19 protein-coding genes are annotated in these 16,034 nt (G+C 61.6%); 18 read left to right on the forward strand and 1 reads right to left on the reverse strand.

All coding sequences use genetic code 11. The features are described 5' to 3' along the window. Window positions 1-11: 11 nt before the first annotated feature. Window positions 12-440: an arsenate reductase (glutaredoxin) gene (gene arsC / locus ACP7BZ_RS11915; protein ID WP_426113332.1), complete on the forward strand. Its 429-nt coding sequence runs from the start codon at window positions 12-14 to the stop codon at window positions 438-440. Beyond that, on the forward strand, window positions 433-1,149 hold the full coding sequence (gene arsH / locus ACP7BZ_RS11920) for an arsenical resistance protein ArsH (protein ID WP_426113334.1): 717 nt from the start codon (window positions 433-435) through the stop codon (window positions 1,147-1,149). The genes arsC and arsH overlap by 8 nt, the downstream gene beginning before the upstream one ends. Window positions 1,150-1,154: 5 nt before the next feature. Here the strand turns inward: arsH and ACP7BZ_RS11925 are convergent, their stop codons facing one another. After that, window positions 1,155-1,781 (reverse strand): Maf-like protein, encoded by a 627-nt coding sequence (locus ACP7BZ_RS11925; protein WP_426113336.1) that lies wholly within the window; start codon window positions 1,779-1,781, stop codon window positions 1,155-1,157. A 194-nt stretch (window positions 1,782-1,975) separates the two neighbouring features. On the opposite strand from ACP7BZ_RS11925, the gene ACP7BZ_RS11930 reads away from it, so the two are divergent. From ACP7BZ_RS11930 to lepB, 16 genes are all read left to right on the forward strand, one after another. Beyond that, entirely contained in the window at window positions 1,976-2,488 is a 513-nt protein-coding gene (locus ACP7BZ_RS11930; protein ID WP_426113338.1) for a YceD family protein, read from the forward strand. Between the two features lie 216 nt (window positions 2,489-2,704). Then, window positions 2,705-2,887 carry a 50S ribosomal protein L32 gene (rpmF, locus tag ACP7BZ_RS11935; RefSeq protein WP_008449924.1) on the forward strand — a complete coding sequence of 61 codons (183 nt, stop codon included), beginning with the start codon at window positions 2,705-2,707 and terminating at the stop codon, window positions 2,885-2,887. Between the two features lie 194 nt (window positions 2,888-3,081). Continuing rightward, window positions 3,082-4,152 carry a phosphate acyltransferase PlsX gene (gene plsX / locus ACP7BZ_RS11940; protein WP_426113340.1) on the forward strand — a complete coding sequence of 357 codons (1,071 nt, stop codon included), beginning with the start codon at window positions 3,082-3,084 and terminating at the stop codon, window positions 4,150-4,152. Between the two features lie 21 nt (window positions 4,153-4,173). Continuing rightward, window positions 4,174-5,160 (forward strand): beta-ketoacyl-ACP synthase III, encoded by a 987-nt coding sequence (locus ACP7BZ_RS11945; protein ID WP_426113342.1) that lies wholly within the window; start codon window positions 4,174-4,176, stop codon window positions 5,158-5,160. Window positions 5,161-5,222: 62 nt separating this feature from the next. Continuing rightward, window positions 5,223-6,167: an ACP S-malonyltransferase gene (gene fabD / locus ACP7BZ_RS11950; protein ID WP_426113344.1), complete on the forward strand. Its 945-nt coding sequence runs from the start codon at window positions 5,223-5,225 to the stop codon at window positions 6,165-6,167. Between the two features lie 46 nt (window positions 6,168-6,213). After that, window positions 6,214-6,963, forward strand: coding sequence for a 3-oxoacyl-ACP reductase FabG (gene fabG / locus ACP7BZ_RS11955; protein ID WP_426113346.1), 750 nt, complete (start codon window positions 6,214-6,216; stop codon window positions 6,961-6,963). Window positions 6,964-7,141: 178 nt separating this feature from the next. After that, window positions 7,142-7,384: an acyl carrier protein gene (acpP, locus tag ACP7BZ_RS11960; RefSeq protein WP_426113348.1), complete on the forward strand. Its 243-nt coding sequence runs from the start codon at window positions 7,142-7,144 to the stop codon at window positions 7,382-7,384. Between the two features lie 26 nt (window positions 7,385-7,410). Continuing rightward, the gene (gene fabF / locus ACP7BZ_RS11965; protein ID WP_426113350.1) at window positions 7,411-8,661 is read left to right on the forward strand and encodes a beta-ketoacyl-ACP synthase II; all 1,251 of its coding nucleotides are present in this window, start codon (window positions 7,411-7,413) and stop codon (window positions 8,659-8,661) included. A gap of 271 nt (window positions 8,662-8,932) precedes the next feature. Beyond that, the gene (locus ACP7BZ_RS11970; RefSeq protein WP_426113724.1) at window positions 8,933-9,388 is read left to right on the forward strand and encodes a protein YgfX; all 456 of its coding nucleotides are present in this window, start codon (window positions 8,933-8,935) and stop codon (window positions 9,386-9,388) included. An 83-nt stretch (window positions 9,389-9,471) separates the two neighbouring features. Next, on the forward strand, window positions 9,472-10,074 hold the full coding sequence (rpoE, locus tag ACP7BZ_RS11975; protein WP_426113352.1) for an RNA polymerase sigma factor RpoE: 603 nt from the start codon (window positions 9,472-9,474) through the stop codon (window positions 10,072-10,074). Window positions 10,075-10,152: 78 nt separating this feature from the next. Next, a complete protein-coding gene (locus ACP7BZ_RS11980; RefSeq protein ID WP_426113354.1) occupies window positions 10,153-10,596 on the forward strand; it encodes a sigma-E factor negative regulatory protein in 444 nt (147 codons plus the stop codon). After that, window positions 10,593-11,105, forward strand: a complete 513-nt coding sequence (locus ACP7BZ_RS11985) for a GNAT family N-acetyltransferase (protein ID WP_426113356.1) — start codon at window positions 10,593-10,595, stop codon at window positions 11,103-11,105. Before ACP7BZ_RS11980 ends, ACP7BZ_RS11985 begins: the two co-directional genes overlap by 4 nt. Before the next feature lie 113 nt (window positions 11,106-11,218). Beyond that, entirely contained in the window at window positions 11,219-12,712 is a 1,494-nt protein-coding gene (locus tag ACP7BZ_RS11990; RefSeq protein WP_426113358.1) for a Do family serine endopeptidase, read from the forward strand. Next, window positions 12,712-13,005, forward strand: coding sequence for a glutaredoxin family protein (locus ACP7BZ_RS11995; protein WP_426113360.1), 294 nt, complete (start codon window positions 12,712-12,714; stop codon window positions 13,003-13,005). Before ACP7BZ_RS11990 ends, ACP7BZ_RS11995 begins: the two co-directional genes overlap by 1 nt. Before the next feature lie 315 nt (window positions 13,006-13,320). Then, the gene (gene lepA, locus ACP7BZ_RS12000; protein WP_426113362.1) at window positions 13,321-15,111 is read left to right on the forward strand and encodes a translation elongation factor 4; all 1,791 of its coding nucleotides are present in this window, start codon (window positions 13,321-13,323) and stop codon (window positions 15,109-15,111) included. Further along, window positions 15,111-16,025 (forward strand): signal peptidase I, encoded by a 915-nt coding sequence (gene lepB / locus ACP7BZ_RS12005; protein WP_426113364.1) that lies wholly within the window; start codon window positions 15,111-15,113, stop codon window positions 16,023-16,025. Before lepA ends, lepB begins: the two co-directional genes overlap by 1 nt. Window positions 16,026-16,034: the final 9 nt, after the last annotated feature.

The following is a 16,034-nucleotide window of genomic DNA, read 5'->3' on the forward strand; positions in this document are numbered from 1 at the left end:
AGGAGAACATGATGGTTGTCACCATTTATCACAATCCCGCTTGCGGCACCTCGCGCAACACGCTGGCCATGATCCGTCATGCCGATATCGAACCCGTCATCATCGACTATCTGGCAACGCCGCCCGACCGTGCCACGCTGACCGGGCTGATCGCCAGGTCGGGTCTGGCGGTGCGCGATGTCGTGCGCCACAAGGAAGCCGTGTATGCGGCCCTGCAGCTGGCCGATCCTGCGACCAGCGACGCCCAGTTGATCGACGCCATGCTGGCCCATCCGGTCCTGATCAATCGTCCACTGGTGGTGGTCGATGGCCAGGTGCGCCTGTGCCGGCCGTCCGAACTGGTGCTCGACCTGTTGCCGGCCCCGCAGCACGGGGCGTTTAGCAAAGAAGACGGCGAGCGCGTCATCGACGAACAGGGACAGCGCGTACCACATGGATAAGATCGCCAACCTGCCAAATATTCGCCCGGCGCAGTTCGACAGGCCCGTGCTTGACAAGTTGGCCCCGCTGGGTGACTTGACCCACCCGCCGCGCATCTTGCTGTTGTACGGCTCGCTGCGTGAACGTTCGTTCAGCCGCTTTCTCACGGAAGAGGCGGCGCGTATTCTGGAGCAGTTCGGCGCCGAGGTGAAGATGTTCGATCCGCTCGCATTGCCGATGGCAGGCAGCGTTGCCGACGACCATCCCAAAGTGGTCGAGCTGCGCGCATTGTGCCTGTGGTCGGAAGGCCAGGTCTGGTGCAGCCCCGAGCGGCACGGCACCGTCACGGCGGTGATGAAAAACCAGATCGACTGGATTCCCCTCGAGCAGGGCGCGGTGCGCCCCAGCCAGGGCCGCACGCTGGCAGTGATGCAAGTGTGCGGCGGCTCGCAATCGTTCAATGTCGTCAATACCCTGCGCCTGCTGGGACGCTGGATGCGCATGGTGACCATTCCCAATCAGTCGTCGGTGCCGAAGGCTTACCAGGAGTTCGACGAGGCCGGTCGCATGAAGCCGTCGGCATACTACGACCGCGTGGTCGACGTGATGGAGGAGTTATACAAGTTCACCTTGCTGTTGCGCGGGCGCAGCGATTACCTGACCGATCGCTACAGCGAGCGCAGCGCGGCGGCGCGCCAGGCGATCGACCGCCAGCTGGGCAAGATCTGAGTGCCTTACAGGCCGAACAGGCGTACGCCGGCGCGCCGCAGCATGCCGGTCAGGGCGATCATGGGCAAGCCGGTGAGGGCGGTGGGGTCGCTGCTGTCGATGCGCTCGAGCAGGGCAATGCCGAGGCCTTCGTTTTTGGCGCTGCCGGCGCAATCATAGGGTTGCTCGATGCGCAGGTAGGCGTCCAGTTCGGCGTCCGCCAAGTCGCGAAAGCGCACCACGGTCTGGATGTTTTCCAGCTGCACAGCAAGGGTGGGGTCGAAACGCCGGCCATCCCATAAACACAGCGCGGTGTGAAAGACCACTTCGCGTCCGCGCATCAGTTGCAGCTGGGCCAGGGCGTTGGCGTGCGTGCCCGGTTTGCCGATCTGGACGCCATCCAGGGTGGCGACCTGGTCGGAACCGATCACCAGCGCCGCCGGGTGCTGCATCGCCACCGCCTGCGCCTTGGCGCGCGCCAGCCGCAGCGCCGTCTGCGGCGGCGCTTCGCCGGGCACGGCGGTTTCGTCGATGTCGGGGCTGATGGTCTCGAACGGCAGTTGCAAGCGAGAGAGCAATTGGTGACGGTAGGGCGAGCCCGAAGCGAGAATCAGCGGCGCAGTGCTGGTATTTAGTCGATTACTTGGTATCATGGCGAACTTCATCAGGCGTGATCGAAAAAATGGTCTGCGCGCAGGGTAGCCTAAGCAAGGCATTGCGGGCAAGCTGTGCAAGCTTAGAAACTGCGGGCACATGGCGTTATTCCGTATAAATAATCGGTTCAAGTCTTTGACGAGCTCCACAAAACCCTGCTATCATCGCTGGTTTTCCGGGGAAATTTTCTCATATGAGCGCTCTTGTCATCGACGCCTTTGAATTTGGTCGAAGCAATGGCCACCGCGACGGCACGATGCCGGTCGCCCGCATGGCCCGGTTGAGCAAGGATTGCGCCGACGATAGTGGCGAGTTGTCCTGGTCGGTCGATGGTTCGACCATCAGCCATGGTCACGCCGCCTTGACCGTCGCCGTCGCCGGCAGCGTGCAGCTGGTGTGCCAGCGCTGCCTCAATCCGTATGTGTTTGCGTTCGAGGCTTCGACCATGCTGGTGCTGGGCAAGGACGACGATCAGGCGGACGAGATCGAGGACATGCTCGATGACGAAAGCATCGACGTCATCGTCGGCAGCCGCACCTGCGATATTGGCGACCTGATTGAAGACGAGGCCTTGCTGGCGCTGCCGCAGGTGCCGAAGCACGATGTCTGTCCGGACACGAAATTGCTGGACGCGCTGAATGCCGACAAGCCGTCGCCATTCGCCGGCCTCAAGGATATTAAAACCGATACACCGAATCAGCAGTAAAGAATTGGACTGTCACTGCTGGGTACAGCCCGGCCGTGACAGCAGCAAGAACGTGGCAAACGCGTGTAGCAATCGAGTATTGAGCAGTTGTAGCAAAATGTAGGACAAGCGTTAACATGTCGGTAAAGAAATTTATTTGCCGCTGGGATACTCGATTTGCAAGTTTTTGCTGATCGAATGTGTTAGAATTTTAGAACTTATGTATTAGGAGTTATCATGGCAGTCCAGCAGAACAAGAAATCCCCTTCGAAGCGCGGTATGCACCGCTCGCACGACTTCCTGGTCGCGCCACAGTTGGGCATCGAGCCAACCACGGGCGAGACGCACCTGCGTCACCACATCAGCCCGAACGGTTTTTACCGTGGCCGTAAAGTCCTCAAGACCAAAAACGACGAGTAATCGACGTCCAAGTCTGAGGCGCTCAAAAGCGGTGCGACGTATGTTGTGTGCGTGGCGCCGCTTTTTCTTTGCCCTGGCTGCGTTTCCGCACGCACCGTCATTTTGATTCACGCTGACTCTGGCTGGCGCCTGTCCACCGAGCGCATCTTGCCGCCTGGTCGCCTGGTCTTTACGTCGCGGTTTGCTCCTACTAAATGACAATAACTCTATCGATCGACTGCATGGGCGGCGACCACGGTTGCGCCGTGACCATTCCCGCTGCCGTGTCCTTTCTGCGTCAGCATCCTGACGCCACCCTGATCCTGGTGGGACTGGACGCTGATATTCGCGCCGAGCTCAAACGCGCCAAAGCCGATACCGATCCGCGCCTGATCATCGAAACCGCCACCGAGGTGGTGGCGATGGACGACCCCATCGAAGTGGCCTTGCGCCGCAAGAAGGATTCGTCGATGCGGGTGGCGATCGAGATGGTCAAGGCGGGCCGCGCCCACGCGGCTGTGTCTGCTGGCAACACGGGCGCGCTGATGGCCATTTCGCGCTACGTGCTCAAGACCATGCCCGGGGTCGACCGGCCGGCGATCTGCTCGATCCTGCCGAACCAGAACAACGGCCCAACCTATATGCTCGACCTGGGCGCGAATGTCGATTGCGAACCGGAGCACTTGCACCAGTTCGCCGTGATGGGCTCCGTGCTGTTTTCCGCGATGGAAAAAGTGGCGCGGCCCACCATTGGCCTGCTCAATGTCGGCACCGAAGATATCAAGGGCAACGAAGTGGTCAAGGCCACTGCCGAATTGCTCAAGGCCGACCATGCGCGCGGTTTGCTCAATTTTTACGGCAACGTCGAAGGCAACGATATCTTCAAGGGCACCACCAATGTCGTCGTCTGCGACGGCTTTGTCGGCAACGTCACCCTGAAAGCGGCTGAAGGTCTGGGCCGCTTCATGAAAGACGTGCTGACGACCGAATTCAAGCGCAACCCCATCACCATGCTCGGCGCGCTGATCGCCAACAGCGCCTTGAAGCGCATCGGCGACCGCTTCAATCCTTCGCGCTACAACGGCGCCAGCCTGCTCGGATTGCGCGGGCTGGTGTTCAAGAGCCACGGCGGCGCCGATGCCTATTCGTTCGAGTGGGCACTCAAACGCGCCTACGACGCGGCTGCCTATAATGTCCAGGAACAGCTCTCGAGCATGATTGCCGAATTGATGCCCAGCGCGCCCGACCGGGCGCTGGCACCCAGCGCGCCCGACGTCCCCCTCTAAATCACCACGAATGGCCAGCACATGACTTTGTATAGCAAGATTATCGGCACCGGCAGCTATTTGCCACAGCGGCGCGTGACGAACCAGGACCTGACCGAGCAGCTGGCCGCGCAGGGCATCGAAACCTCTGACGAATGGATCGTCTCGCGCAGCGGCATCAAGGCGCGCCATTACGCTGCGGCCGACGAACTGTCGTCCGACCTGGCGGTGCACGCGGCGCGCGGCGCGCTCGAGATGGCGGGCTTGCGTGCCGCTGATATCGACCTCGTCATCGTCGCCAGTTCGACCCCCGATTTTTACGGCAGCTTTCCCAGCACCGCCTGCGTCGTCCAGCGCAAGCTGGGCATGGCCAACGGCAGTGCCGCCTTCGATGTGCAGGCGGTGTGCAGCGGTTTTGTGTACGCCATGTCGGTCGCTGACGCGTTCATCAAGGCAGGCTCGAACAAGAACGTGCTGGTAATCGGTGCCGAAGTGTTTTCGCGCATTCTCGATTTCAATGACCGCAGCACCTGCGTGCTGTTCGGCGACGGCGCCGGCGCCATCGTCATGACCGCCGCCAAAGAACCAGGTGTACTGGCCTGCAAGCTGCACGCCGATGGCAGCCACGCCAACATCCTCTCGGTGCCGGGCACGCTGGCCAACGGCGCCATCGCCGGCAGCGGTTTTCTGTACATGGACGGACCGGCGGTCTACAAGCTGGCCGTGTCGGTGCTCGAACAGGTCGCCACCGAGGTGCTCGAACACGCCGACATGGCGCCCTCGCAACTGGACTGGCTGGTGCCGCACCAGGCGAATATCCGCATCATGAAGTCGACCGCGCGCAAGCTCAAGCTGCCTGAAAGCAAGATGGTGGTGACGGTCGACGAGCACGGCAACACCTCGGCCGCCTCGATCCCGCTGGCCCTCGACACCGCCGTGCGCGATGGCCGCATTCAGCCGGGTCACAACGTGTTGATGGAAGGCGTTGGCGGTGGCTTTACCTGGGGCGCCGTGCTGGTGCGCATGTAGTTGATCGTGGCCCGCCTGCGGGCGGGCCGACCCCCTTACCTTTTCTGGAGCGCAGCGTTTCCATGACAAAATTTGCTTTCCTGTTCCCTGGCCAGGGCGCGCAAGCGGTCGGCATGCTCAACGGCTTTGCCGGCAATGCCGTGGTCGACCACACCGTGGCCGAAGCGTCCGATGCCCTCGGTTTCGACCTCAAGCGCATGATCGCTGAGGGGCCGAAAGAAGAGCTCGACCTCACCACCAATACCCAGCCCGTCATGCTCACCGCCGCCGTCGCCATTTACCGCGCCTGGATCGCCGCCGGCGGCCCGGCGCCCGCCATGGTCGCCGGCCACAGCCTCGGTGAATACTCGGCGCTGGTCGCCGCCGGCGTGATCGCCTTCAAGGATGCGGTGCCACTGGTGCGTTTTCGCGCCGGCGCCATGCAGGATGCGGTGCCGGTGGGGCAGGGCGGCATGGCCGTCATCCTCGGCCTTGCTGCTGCCGACGTTGCTGCCGTCTGTGCGCAGGCGGCTGGCGAACAGCCGGGCGCGGTGGTCGAGCCGGTCAATTTTAACGAGCCCACCCAGATCGTCATCGCCGGCCATAGCGCCGCTGTCGAGCGCGCCTGCGAACTGGCCAAGGCAATGGGCGCCAAGCGCGCCATGAAGCTGGCGGTGTCGGCGCCGTTCCACTCGTCGCTGCTGCAACCGGCCTCCGACCGCCTGAAGGACTACATGCAGGGCATCGCCTTCAGCGCGCCCGTGATCGAGCTTGTCAATAACGTCGATGTCGCCATCGTGCGCGAGCCGGACGCCATCAAGGACGCCCTGGTGCGCCAGGCGGCGCGTCCCGTGCGCTGGGTCGAATCGATGCAGCTGATGGCCACGCAGGGCGTCGAACTGGTGATCGAAAGCGCCCCCAGCAAAGTGCTGATCGGCATGGCCAAGCGCATCGATGCGCGCCTGGCGGGCGAGGCGCTGGTCGATCAGGCCGCCCTCGAACGGGTCCTTGCCAGCTTGCAGGCATGAGGCGGCCAGCGCACTATCCGGAACACGATTTATTGAAAGGATTCGCATGACCCATCCAAAACATCTCGACCAGCAGGTCGCCCTCGTCACCGGCGCTTCGCGCGGTATCGGCAAAGCCATCGCCCTCGAACTGGCGCGCCAGGGCGCCATCGTGGTGGGCACCGCCACCAGCGACAGCGGCGCCGCCGCCATCAGCGAGTATCTCGGTGAATTTGGCGGCAAGGGCGTGGTGCTCGACGTCACCGATGTGGCCGCGTGCAGCGCGGTGGTGGCCGATACCGCCGCCAGTTTCGGCAGCCTGTCTATCCTCGTCAACAATGCCGGCATCACCCAGGACCAGCTGGCAATGCGCATGAAGGACGAGGAGTGGGACAAGGTCATCGCCACCAATCTGTCGGCAGTGGGGCGGCTGTCGCGCGCCGTGTTGCGCGGCATGATGAAGGCCAGGCATGGTCGCATCATCAACATCACGTCGGTGGTGGCATCGTCGGGCAATCCCGGCCAGATGAATTATGCGGCCGCCAAGGCTGGCGTCGAAGGCATGACGCGCGCGCTGGCGCGTGAAATCGGCAGCCGCAACATTACCGTCAACAGCGTCGCCCCCGGCTTCATCGACACCGACATGACCAAGTCGCTCGGCGCCGAACAGCATGCCGCCCTGCTGGGCCAGATCCCGCTGGCACGGCTGGGCAGTCCCACCGATATCGCTTATGCGGTGGCCTTCCTGGCCGGCCCGCAGGCAGCCTATATCACTGGCACCACCATGCATGTCAACGGTGGCATGTACATGAATTGATGCAGTTTTACCGGAACTGGGGCAGAATTGGCAGGCAGGCCGCGCCCCGATGAAGGAAATTCTCATCTTTTAGCAGTGGTTTCGGCAGAGTTGGTGGCACACGCCGAAAATCATTTATCGTCGCGCAAACCTGATAAAATGCGCGCACTTTCCGTAACAACTATTTGGAGCCAATAACATGTCGGATATCGAACAACGCGTTAAAAAAATCGTCGCTGAGCAACTGGGTGTTGCCGAAGCCGACATCAAGATCGATTCCTCGTTCGTCGATGACCTCGGTGCTGATTCGCTCGACACGGTCGAACTGGTGATGGCGCTGGAAGACGAATTCGAAATGGAAATTCCGGATGAGCAGGCAGAAAAAATCACCACCGTGAAACAAGCCATCGACTACGCTACCGCGCACGTCAAGGCCGCCTAAGAAGTCGTCAGCATCAGGAGAATCGCTTGAGCCGTTCACGAAATCGTCGTGTCGTCATTACCGGCCTCGGCTGCGTTTCCCCTATCGGCAACAATCTTGCCGATACCTGGAGCGCAGCGCTGGCCGGGAAATCCGGCATCGCCAACATCACCCGGTTTGATGCCGAGCAGTTTTCGACCCGTTTCGCGGGCGAAGTCAAAGGTTTTAACATCGAGGACTACATTTCCGCCAAAGAAGCACGCCATATGGATACCTTCATCCATTACGGCATGGCGGCGGGCATCCAGGCCCTGCAGGATTCGGCCATCGAAGTGACGGACGAAAACCGCGACCGCATCGGTGTCATCGTCGGCTCCGGCATCGGCGGTCTGCCGATGATCGAAGAGCAGAAGCAGGATTACGACAAGCGGGGACCGCGCCGTATCTCGCCGTTCTTCGTGCCGGCCTCGATCATCAACATGATCTCGGGCGACCTGTCGATCAAATTCAATCTGCGTGGGCCGAATCTGGCCATTGTCACCGCCTGCACCACCGGTTTGCATTGCATCGGTGCAGCTGGCCGCCTGATCAGCTACGGCGACGCCGATGTGATGATCGCTGGCGGCGCCGAATCGACCGTCTCGCCGCTGGGCCTGGGGGGCTTTGCGACGGCCAAGGCTTTGTCGTCGCGCAACGACGATCCGGCCACCGCCTCGCGTCCGTGGGACCGCGACCGCGATGGCTTTGTGCTCGGTGAAGGCGCCGGCGTGATGGTGCTGGAAGAGTATGAGCATGCCAAAGCACGGGGCGCGCGCATTTATGCCGAGCTGATCGGCTTTGGCATGAGCGCAGACGCCTATCACATGACCTCGCCGGTCGAAGATGGCTCGGGCGCCAGTCGCTGCATGGTCTCGGCGCTCAACGATGCCGGTATCAACAGTGACCAGGTCGATTACGTCAATGCGCACGGCACCTCGACGCCGCTCGGTGACCTGGCCGAAGTGCAGGGCATCAAACGCACCTTTGGCGAGCATGCCAACAAGTTGGTGGTCAACTCGACCAAGTCGATGACCGGCCACCTGCTCGGTGGCGCCGGCGGCCTCGAAGCGGTGTTTACTGTCATGGCGATGCACCACCAGGTATCGCCGCCGACCATCAACATCTTCAACCAGGACCCTGCCTGCGACCTCGACTTCTGCGCCAACACGGCGCGCGACATGAAGATCGATTACGCCGTCAAGAACTCGTTTGGCTTCGGCGGCACCAACGGTACGCTGGTGTTCGGCAAAGCACCTTAGTGCGGCGGCGCATGCCGTCCTGAACTGGCGGCCAACGCCAGCCTCCCCGCAACGCCCGACCGTCCGACGCTCGGGCGTTGTGTCGTTCATGGTCAGGCATTTACCTGGCATGACAGTTTGACAATCCACAAAAATTGTCCACGAATCGACCCTCCACAGCTGAACTGGCCGCGCCCGCGCCGGTCTAATTTTGCTAATGGCGACGACACCGGGCTATGCCTTTCAGTTGTCGTCCCCCTACGTTGGCGTCGCATTCAAGCGGGGTTTGACTATGCCTGTCACGGTGTCGGTACCGATCGTCCCATCGCGCCTGCTCAGGGCGCTGATGTCCGCTTACGGCAGCCTCTGTCTTGCCATTGGCATCGCCGCCGGTACCGGCCTGCTCGGTCCCATGCACTGGCCGCTGCTCACGGCGGCGCTGTGCACGGCCGGCGGCGCTGGCGTGCTGCTGGCCGCGTGCCGGCGGCCAACCGCGCGCACGCTTGACGTACTTGGACCCGGTGCGCTGGTGCTGACGGTACAACAGGGGACCGGTCCGCCAAACCGGCTGCCCGTGACGCTGCTGGCGCAATCGACGTTGTGGCCGCAATTGCTGGTGTTGCGCCTGCGCACTGCCGATGGCGGCGTGCTGGCGCTGCTGATATTGCCCGACAGCGTGGCGCCGGGCCAGTTTCGGCGGCTATCGATGGCGCTGCGCGCCGTGGCGGCAAGGTCGGCCGAAAAATAATATAAAAATCATTGAACTTATTGCAGCGCGGGAACTCTTATACATAAGAAGACAACGCCGGCACAACCTACGGGACCGTTGCAGTGACAACAGAACGCGAGTGTGATCAGTTGCTGGTGGAGCGCGTGCAAGCCGGTGACCAGCAGGCTTTCAACCTGCTTGTCGCCAAGTATCAGCGACGGCTGTTGCGGCTGGTGACGCGCCTCGTGCACGATTCAGCGGAGGCGGAAGATGTTGTTCAAGAAACGTTCATCAAAGCGTACCGGGCCCTGCGGCACTTCCGCGGTGATTCCGCATTTTATACCTGGCTTTACCGAATCGGCATCAACACGGCCAAAAACTTCCTGGTCACCCAGGGGCGGCGCACACCCACCTCGACCGAATCGGACACTGACCACGCCGAAGGCTTTGACGACGCCGACAGTCTGCGCGACATCAACACCCCGGAATCCATCATGGCCAGCAAGCAAATCGCTTTTACCGTCAATGCCGCCATGGAAGCCTTGCCGCTGGAATTGCGCACTGCCATCGTGCTGCGCGAAATCGAAGGGCTCAGTTACGAAGAAATCTCGGAAGTCATGGCCTGTCCCATCGGCACGGTGCGCAGCCGGATATTTCGTGCACGCGAAGTGATCGCGGAAAAATTACGGCCGTATCTGGAGTTGACGGGAGAAAAGCGGCGCTAGTATTACAATGCAAATGCAAGCTTGGCAATTATCATATTGGCAATGGTTCGATTGATCCTGGACGTGATGGAAATCCTGATGGACGCACACAAAAAAATTCGCGAACACATCTCAGCCCTGAGCGATGGCGAACTGTCGACGAGTGATCTGGAACTCGCCTCGGCAGCGCTGCGCTCGGCCGACGGAGAACTGGCCTGGCTGGCCTACCACCGTATCGGCGATGTGCTGCGCGGCCAGCAGGCGCCCGAGTTTTCGCCGGGATTTAACGCGCGACTGGCTGCGCGACTGGCCGGCGAGCCGGTACCGCAGCGGCGCGCGGCCGCCGGGTCACAGCTCAATTCACCGCTCGATTCACAGCGCAATTCACAGCTCGACTCACAGCGCAATTCACAGCTCGACTCACAGCGCAATTCACAGTCTGCCTCCTTGCCCGCCGTGCAGCCTGGCGTGTCGCCGTCCACCCAGGTCGGCAGCAGTCTGTCTGCTGACGGCGCCGCCAGCGTTGTCAGTACGACTTCATGAGCGGGGGTGTCATCACGGTGCGCCCCACCGTCGCCACCGACTGGCCCGCACTCAGGCAATTGCGCCTGGCCGCATTGCTGGAGTCGCCGCATGCGTTTGGCGTTTCGCACGCCGAGGCGCTTGCCAGCAGCGACGACGCCTGGCTGGTGCGCGCCGCCGGCAGCGGGGCTGCGACTTTTTTTATGGTCTTTGACGACGATCAGGCCGTCGGTATGGCAGCCGCCGTTGCCACCAGTCCAGGTCGCCTTGGCCTGATTGCCATGTGGGTCAGCCCCCACCGGCGCGGCGCCGGCGCCGACGGCGGTCGCATGGCCGACCAGTTGATCGCTGCGATCAAGGCCCACAGCTTGAAGCAGGGCGCCCTCGAACTGACCCTGGAAGTGGCGCCCGACAACCATCGCGCGGTGGCACTGTATGCGCGCCATGGCTTTCGCTTTGTGCCGCACGTCGAGCCATTGGCCAGCCAGCCGCAGATCTTCGTGCAACGAATGGCATGGACTGCCGGCTGAACCGGGGGCGTTGGGGCTGGCGGCATCCTGGCAGCCAGTTCGCCGTGTAGGCGCGACAATAAGGCAATTTTGCCTTACCATTGAACAATGTTCTTCTCGATTTCACGGATGCTATGACCACTGACCACCTTGCCCGTCGCACCATCATTTCCACTTTGCTCTCGACTGCATTGAGCGCCGCCCTGGCGCTGGCGCCGGCCGCGCCAGCGTTTGCCGCAGCAGCCCCTGTCGCCACCCCGGTGGTCACGGGATTGCCCGACTTTACCGACCTGATCGACAAGGTGGGGCCGGCCGTGGTGAATATTCGCACCACCGAAAAAATCAAGGCGGGGCAGGGCCAGCCTGGCGAAGAAGAAATGCAGGAATTTCTGCGCCGCTTTTTTGGCCAGGGCGGGCAGGGCACGCCCGGTGCGCGTAATCCGCGCCGCCGCGCGCCCCAGCCGGAGCAGGAAATCCAGCGCGGGATCGGCTCTGGCTTCGTCATTTCTGCCGACGGCCTGATCCTCACCAATGCGCATGTGGTCGAAGGTGCCGACGACGTCATCGTCACCCTCACCGACCGTCGCGAACTCAAAGCCAAGGTGCTGGGTGCCGACAAGCGCACCGACGTCGCCGTGCTCAAGGTCGACGGCGCCAACATGCCGTTTTTACGGATCGGCGACTCGAATAAAATCCGCGTGGGCGAATGGGTGATTGCCATCGGCTCGCCCTTTAACCTGGAAAATTCCGTCACCGCCGGCATCATCTCGGCCAAGGCGCGCGACACCGGCGACTATTTGCCCCTGATCCAGTCCGACGTCGCCGTCAATCCCGGCAACTCGGGCGGGCCGCTGATCAATATGCGCGGCGAAGTGGTCGGCATCAATTCGCAGATCGCCACCCTGTCAGGCGGCTACAACGGCATCTCGTTTGCCGTACCAATTGACGAGGCGATCCGCGTGTCGGACCAGTTGCGCAAGTCGGGCAAAGTGGCGCGCGGCCGTCTGGGCGTGCAGATTGGCGAAGTGAGCAAGGATGTGGCCGAGTCGCTGGGGATGGGCCGCGCGCGCGGCGCCGAAGTGTCGCTGGTCGAAGCGGGCGGTCCGGCCGACAAGGCTGGCATCCGCACCGGCGACATCATTCTAAAATTTAACGGCACGGCCATCGAAAAAAGCGCCGATCTGCCGCGCCAGGTGGGCGCCAGCACCATTGGCAGCAAGGCCAGCGTGACAGTCTGGCGCAAGGGCCAGCAGGTTGACATCCCCGTCACCATCGCGCTGCTGGAAGAAGACAAGGCGGCCGCCAAGCCGGTGCCGAAAAAGCCGAAAGCGGAGGCGGTCGCCAATGCCCTTGGTTTGCATGTGTCGAATTTGACGGATGCGCAGAAAAAAGACATGAAGATCGATGGCGTGCTGGTCGACGCCGCCGAAGGCGCGGCGGCGCAGGCCGGCGTCAGCGCCGGCGACATGATTTTGCAAATCAATAATGTCGAAGTGAAAGAGGCCAGGCAATTTAACGAACTCGTCGCCAAGCTCGATCCGAAAAAGCCGGTGGCTCTGCTGGTGCGGCGCGACAATCCGCAAGGCGCCGCAACGACCGCGTATCTGGTCATTCGTCCCCGTTCCTGATGGTGCGGCAGCCGCGCTTTACCCTCTACAGCCGCAGCTACTGCCACCTGTGTGACGACATGCTGGCGGCGCTGCAGGCAATGGCGCCGGCCGGCCAGCCCTTCGACGTGGCCGTCATCGATATCGACAGCGACGCCGACCTGCTGGCGCGCTTCGACGAGCTGGTGCCGGTGCTGTATGGCGGTGATGGCGCCGCGCCGGGTGCGGGGCTGCGCCTGTGCCACTATGTCCTCGACCAGGCAGCGGTGAGCCGCTGGCTGCACGCGCCTGATTCGATGCGCCAGCGCGCATAATTGCGCGGTCGCAGTGGCCTCGATTGCTTAATTGCACATATTGGCCACAGCCTCGGCGGTATTAACCGGGCTTTCTACCCCGAAATCCGGTAAAATGCGAGGGTCGGAAAGGCTGGCGCCGCGTACAACGCTGAGCTGGCAGCTTCCCTCGCAGCTTTTCTCGCAGCTTCTTCGCTTGATTGGGCGCTCGTCCGGGATTGGCCATGCACATGGCGCGGCCCCGCGGAGCGCTTTTTTCGTTGCGCCGCGGGTCGCCTGATTCCGGCAATTGCGCCTGGCGCCGTCGCCTCCTCATCTTGGTCTTTGAATTTGTTAATGAACAACATACGTAACTTCTCCATCATCGCCCACATTGACCACGGCAAATCGACCCTGGCCGACCGTATCATTCAAATTTGCGGCGGCCTGTCCGACCGCGACATGGAAGCCCAGGTACTCGATTCGATGGATCTCGAACGCGAACGGGGCATCACCATCAAGGCGCAGACGGCCGCGCTGCACTACAAGGCGCGCGACGGGGTGGTGTACAACCTGAACCTGATCGACACGCCCGGCCACGTCGACTTCAGCTATGAAGTGTCGCGTTCGCTGTCGGCCTGCGAAGGTGCGCTGCTGGTGGTTGACGCCTCGCAAGGAGTGGAAGCGCAGACGGTGGCGAACTGCTACACCGCGCTCGACCTCGGTGTCGAGGTGGTGCCGGTCCTCAACAAGATCGACTTGCCGCACGCCGACCCGGCCAACGCCATCAAGGAAATCGAAGACGTCATCGGCATCGATGCCACCGATGCCGTGCAATGCTCGGCCAAGAGTGGCCTCGGCGTCGAGGACGTGCTCGAGCGCCTGATCGAGCGTGTGCCGGCGCCGAAAGGCGATCCGGAGGCGCCGCTGCAGGCACTGATCGTCGATTCCTGGTTCGACAATTATGTCGGCGTGGTAATGCTGGTGCGGGTCATCAACGGCACCCTCAAGCCAAAAGAAAAAATCCTCCTGATGGCGTCAGAATCGACCCAGCTGGTCGAATCGGTCGGCGTGTTTTCGCCGCGTTCGCAGCCGCTGCCGCAACTGTCGGCTGGTCAGGTCGGCTTCGTCATCGCCGGTATCAAGGAACTCAAGGCCGCCAAGGTGGGCGACACCGTCACCCACGCCGCCAAGCCGGCGCCGGCGCCTTTGCCTGGTTTTAAGGAAGTGCAGCCGCAAGTGTTCGCCGGCCTGTTCCCGGTCGAAGCGAACCAGTACGACGCCCTGCGCGATTCGCTGGAAAAGCTCAAGCTGAACGACGCCGCCCTGATGTACGAGCCGGAAGTATCGCAGGCGCTGGGCTTTGGCTTCCGCTGCGGCTTCCTGGGCCTGCTGCACATGGAAATCGTGCAGGAACGCCTCGAGCGCGAGTTCGACATGGACTTGATCACCACCGCACCCACCGTGGTGTACGAGGTGGAACTGCGCGACGGCAGCATCGTCAAGGTCGACAATCCGTCGAAGATGCCAGAGACCACCAAGATCCTCGAGGTGCGTGAACCGATCGTCAACGTCAACCTGTACATGCCGCAAGAGTATGTCGGTTCCGTGATCACGCTGTGCGTGGGCAAGCGCGGCGTGCAGCAAGACATGAGCTACCACGGTCGCCAGGTCAAGCTGGTCTACGAAATGCCGATGGCCGAAATCGTTCTCGACTTCTTCGACAAGCTCAAGTCGACCTCGCGTGGCTATGCCTCGATGGATTACGAGTTCAAGGAAAACCGCGCCGCCGACGTCGTCAAGGTCGACATGCTGATCAACAGCGAAAAGGTCGATGCGCTGGCCATCATCGTGCACCGCTCGAACGCCACGTACCGCGGCCGCCAGGTGGCGGCCAAGATGCGCGAGCTGATTCCCCGCCAGATGTTCGACGTCGCCATTCAGGCCGCCATCGGCGTGAACGTGATTTCGCGCGAAAACGTCAAAGCCTTGCGCAAGAACGTGCTGGCCAAGTGCTATGGCGGCGATGTCAGCCGCAAGAAAAAACTGCTGGAAAAACAAAAAGCCGGCAAAAAACGCATGAAACAAGTGGGCTCGGTGGAGATCCCCCAAGAAGCTTTCCTGGCAATCTTACAAGTGGATGACTAATGACGCTGCAAACCATTTTGGGCAACTTCGCCCTGATCCTGTTCGTGTTGATGGTCTTCACCGGGGTGATCTGGTGCGTCGACCGTTTTGTGCTGGCGCGCCAGCGCCGCGTGGCCGCCGATGCGGCGCTCAAAGCGCTCGATGCCCGTAACGCCCGCCTGACGGCCGAGGGCATCAAGGCCGACAACAGCAACCGTGCCGCCATCGAAGCGGCGATCCTGCGCCAGCCGACCTGGGTCGAGTATTCGGGCAGCTTTTTTCCCGTGATCGCCCTGGTGTTTGTCTTGCGCTCCTTCCTGTATGAGCCGTTCAAGATTCCATCGTCGTCGATGGTGCCGACCTTGCTGATCGGTGATCTGATCTTGGTAAACAAGTTCTCCTACGGCATACGCCTGCCCGTATTGAACAAGAAAGTCATCGAAGTGGGCGACCCCCAGCGCGGCGACGTCATGGTGTTTAAGTATCCAAAAGACATGACCCAAGATTACATCAAACGGGTCATTGGCGTACCGGGTGATAAAATCAGCTATGAAAACAAGCACTTGACGGTCAACGGCAAGCCGGTCGAGTACGCAGCGATGGACGACTACCTGGAAGAAGAAAGCCTGGAGTTGCGCCAGCAATACAGCGAAGCGTTGCCCAATACCACGCACCGCATCCTCACCATGCGCAGTCGTCGCGCCTTCGATCCGTCCCAGGTTGACAACTTTCCGCATCGCGATGCGTGCATTTATACCGAGGAGACGTTTACTTGCACCGTTCCTGAGGGCAATTACTTTATGATGGGCGACAACCGCGACAACAGCGCGGACAGCCGCTACTGGGGCTTCGTTCCCAACAAGAACATCGTGGGCAAGGCATTTTTTGTCTGGATGAACCTGGGGAATTTCAAGCGCATCGGTAGCATTCATTGATTCATTGAT

The organism is Massilia sp. PWRC2, from assembly GCF_049896725.1.
GTDB lineage: Bacteria > Pseudomonadota > Gammaproteobacteria > Burkholderiales > Burkholderiaceae_D > JAFCUW01.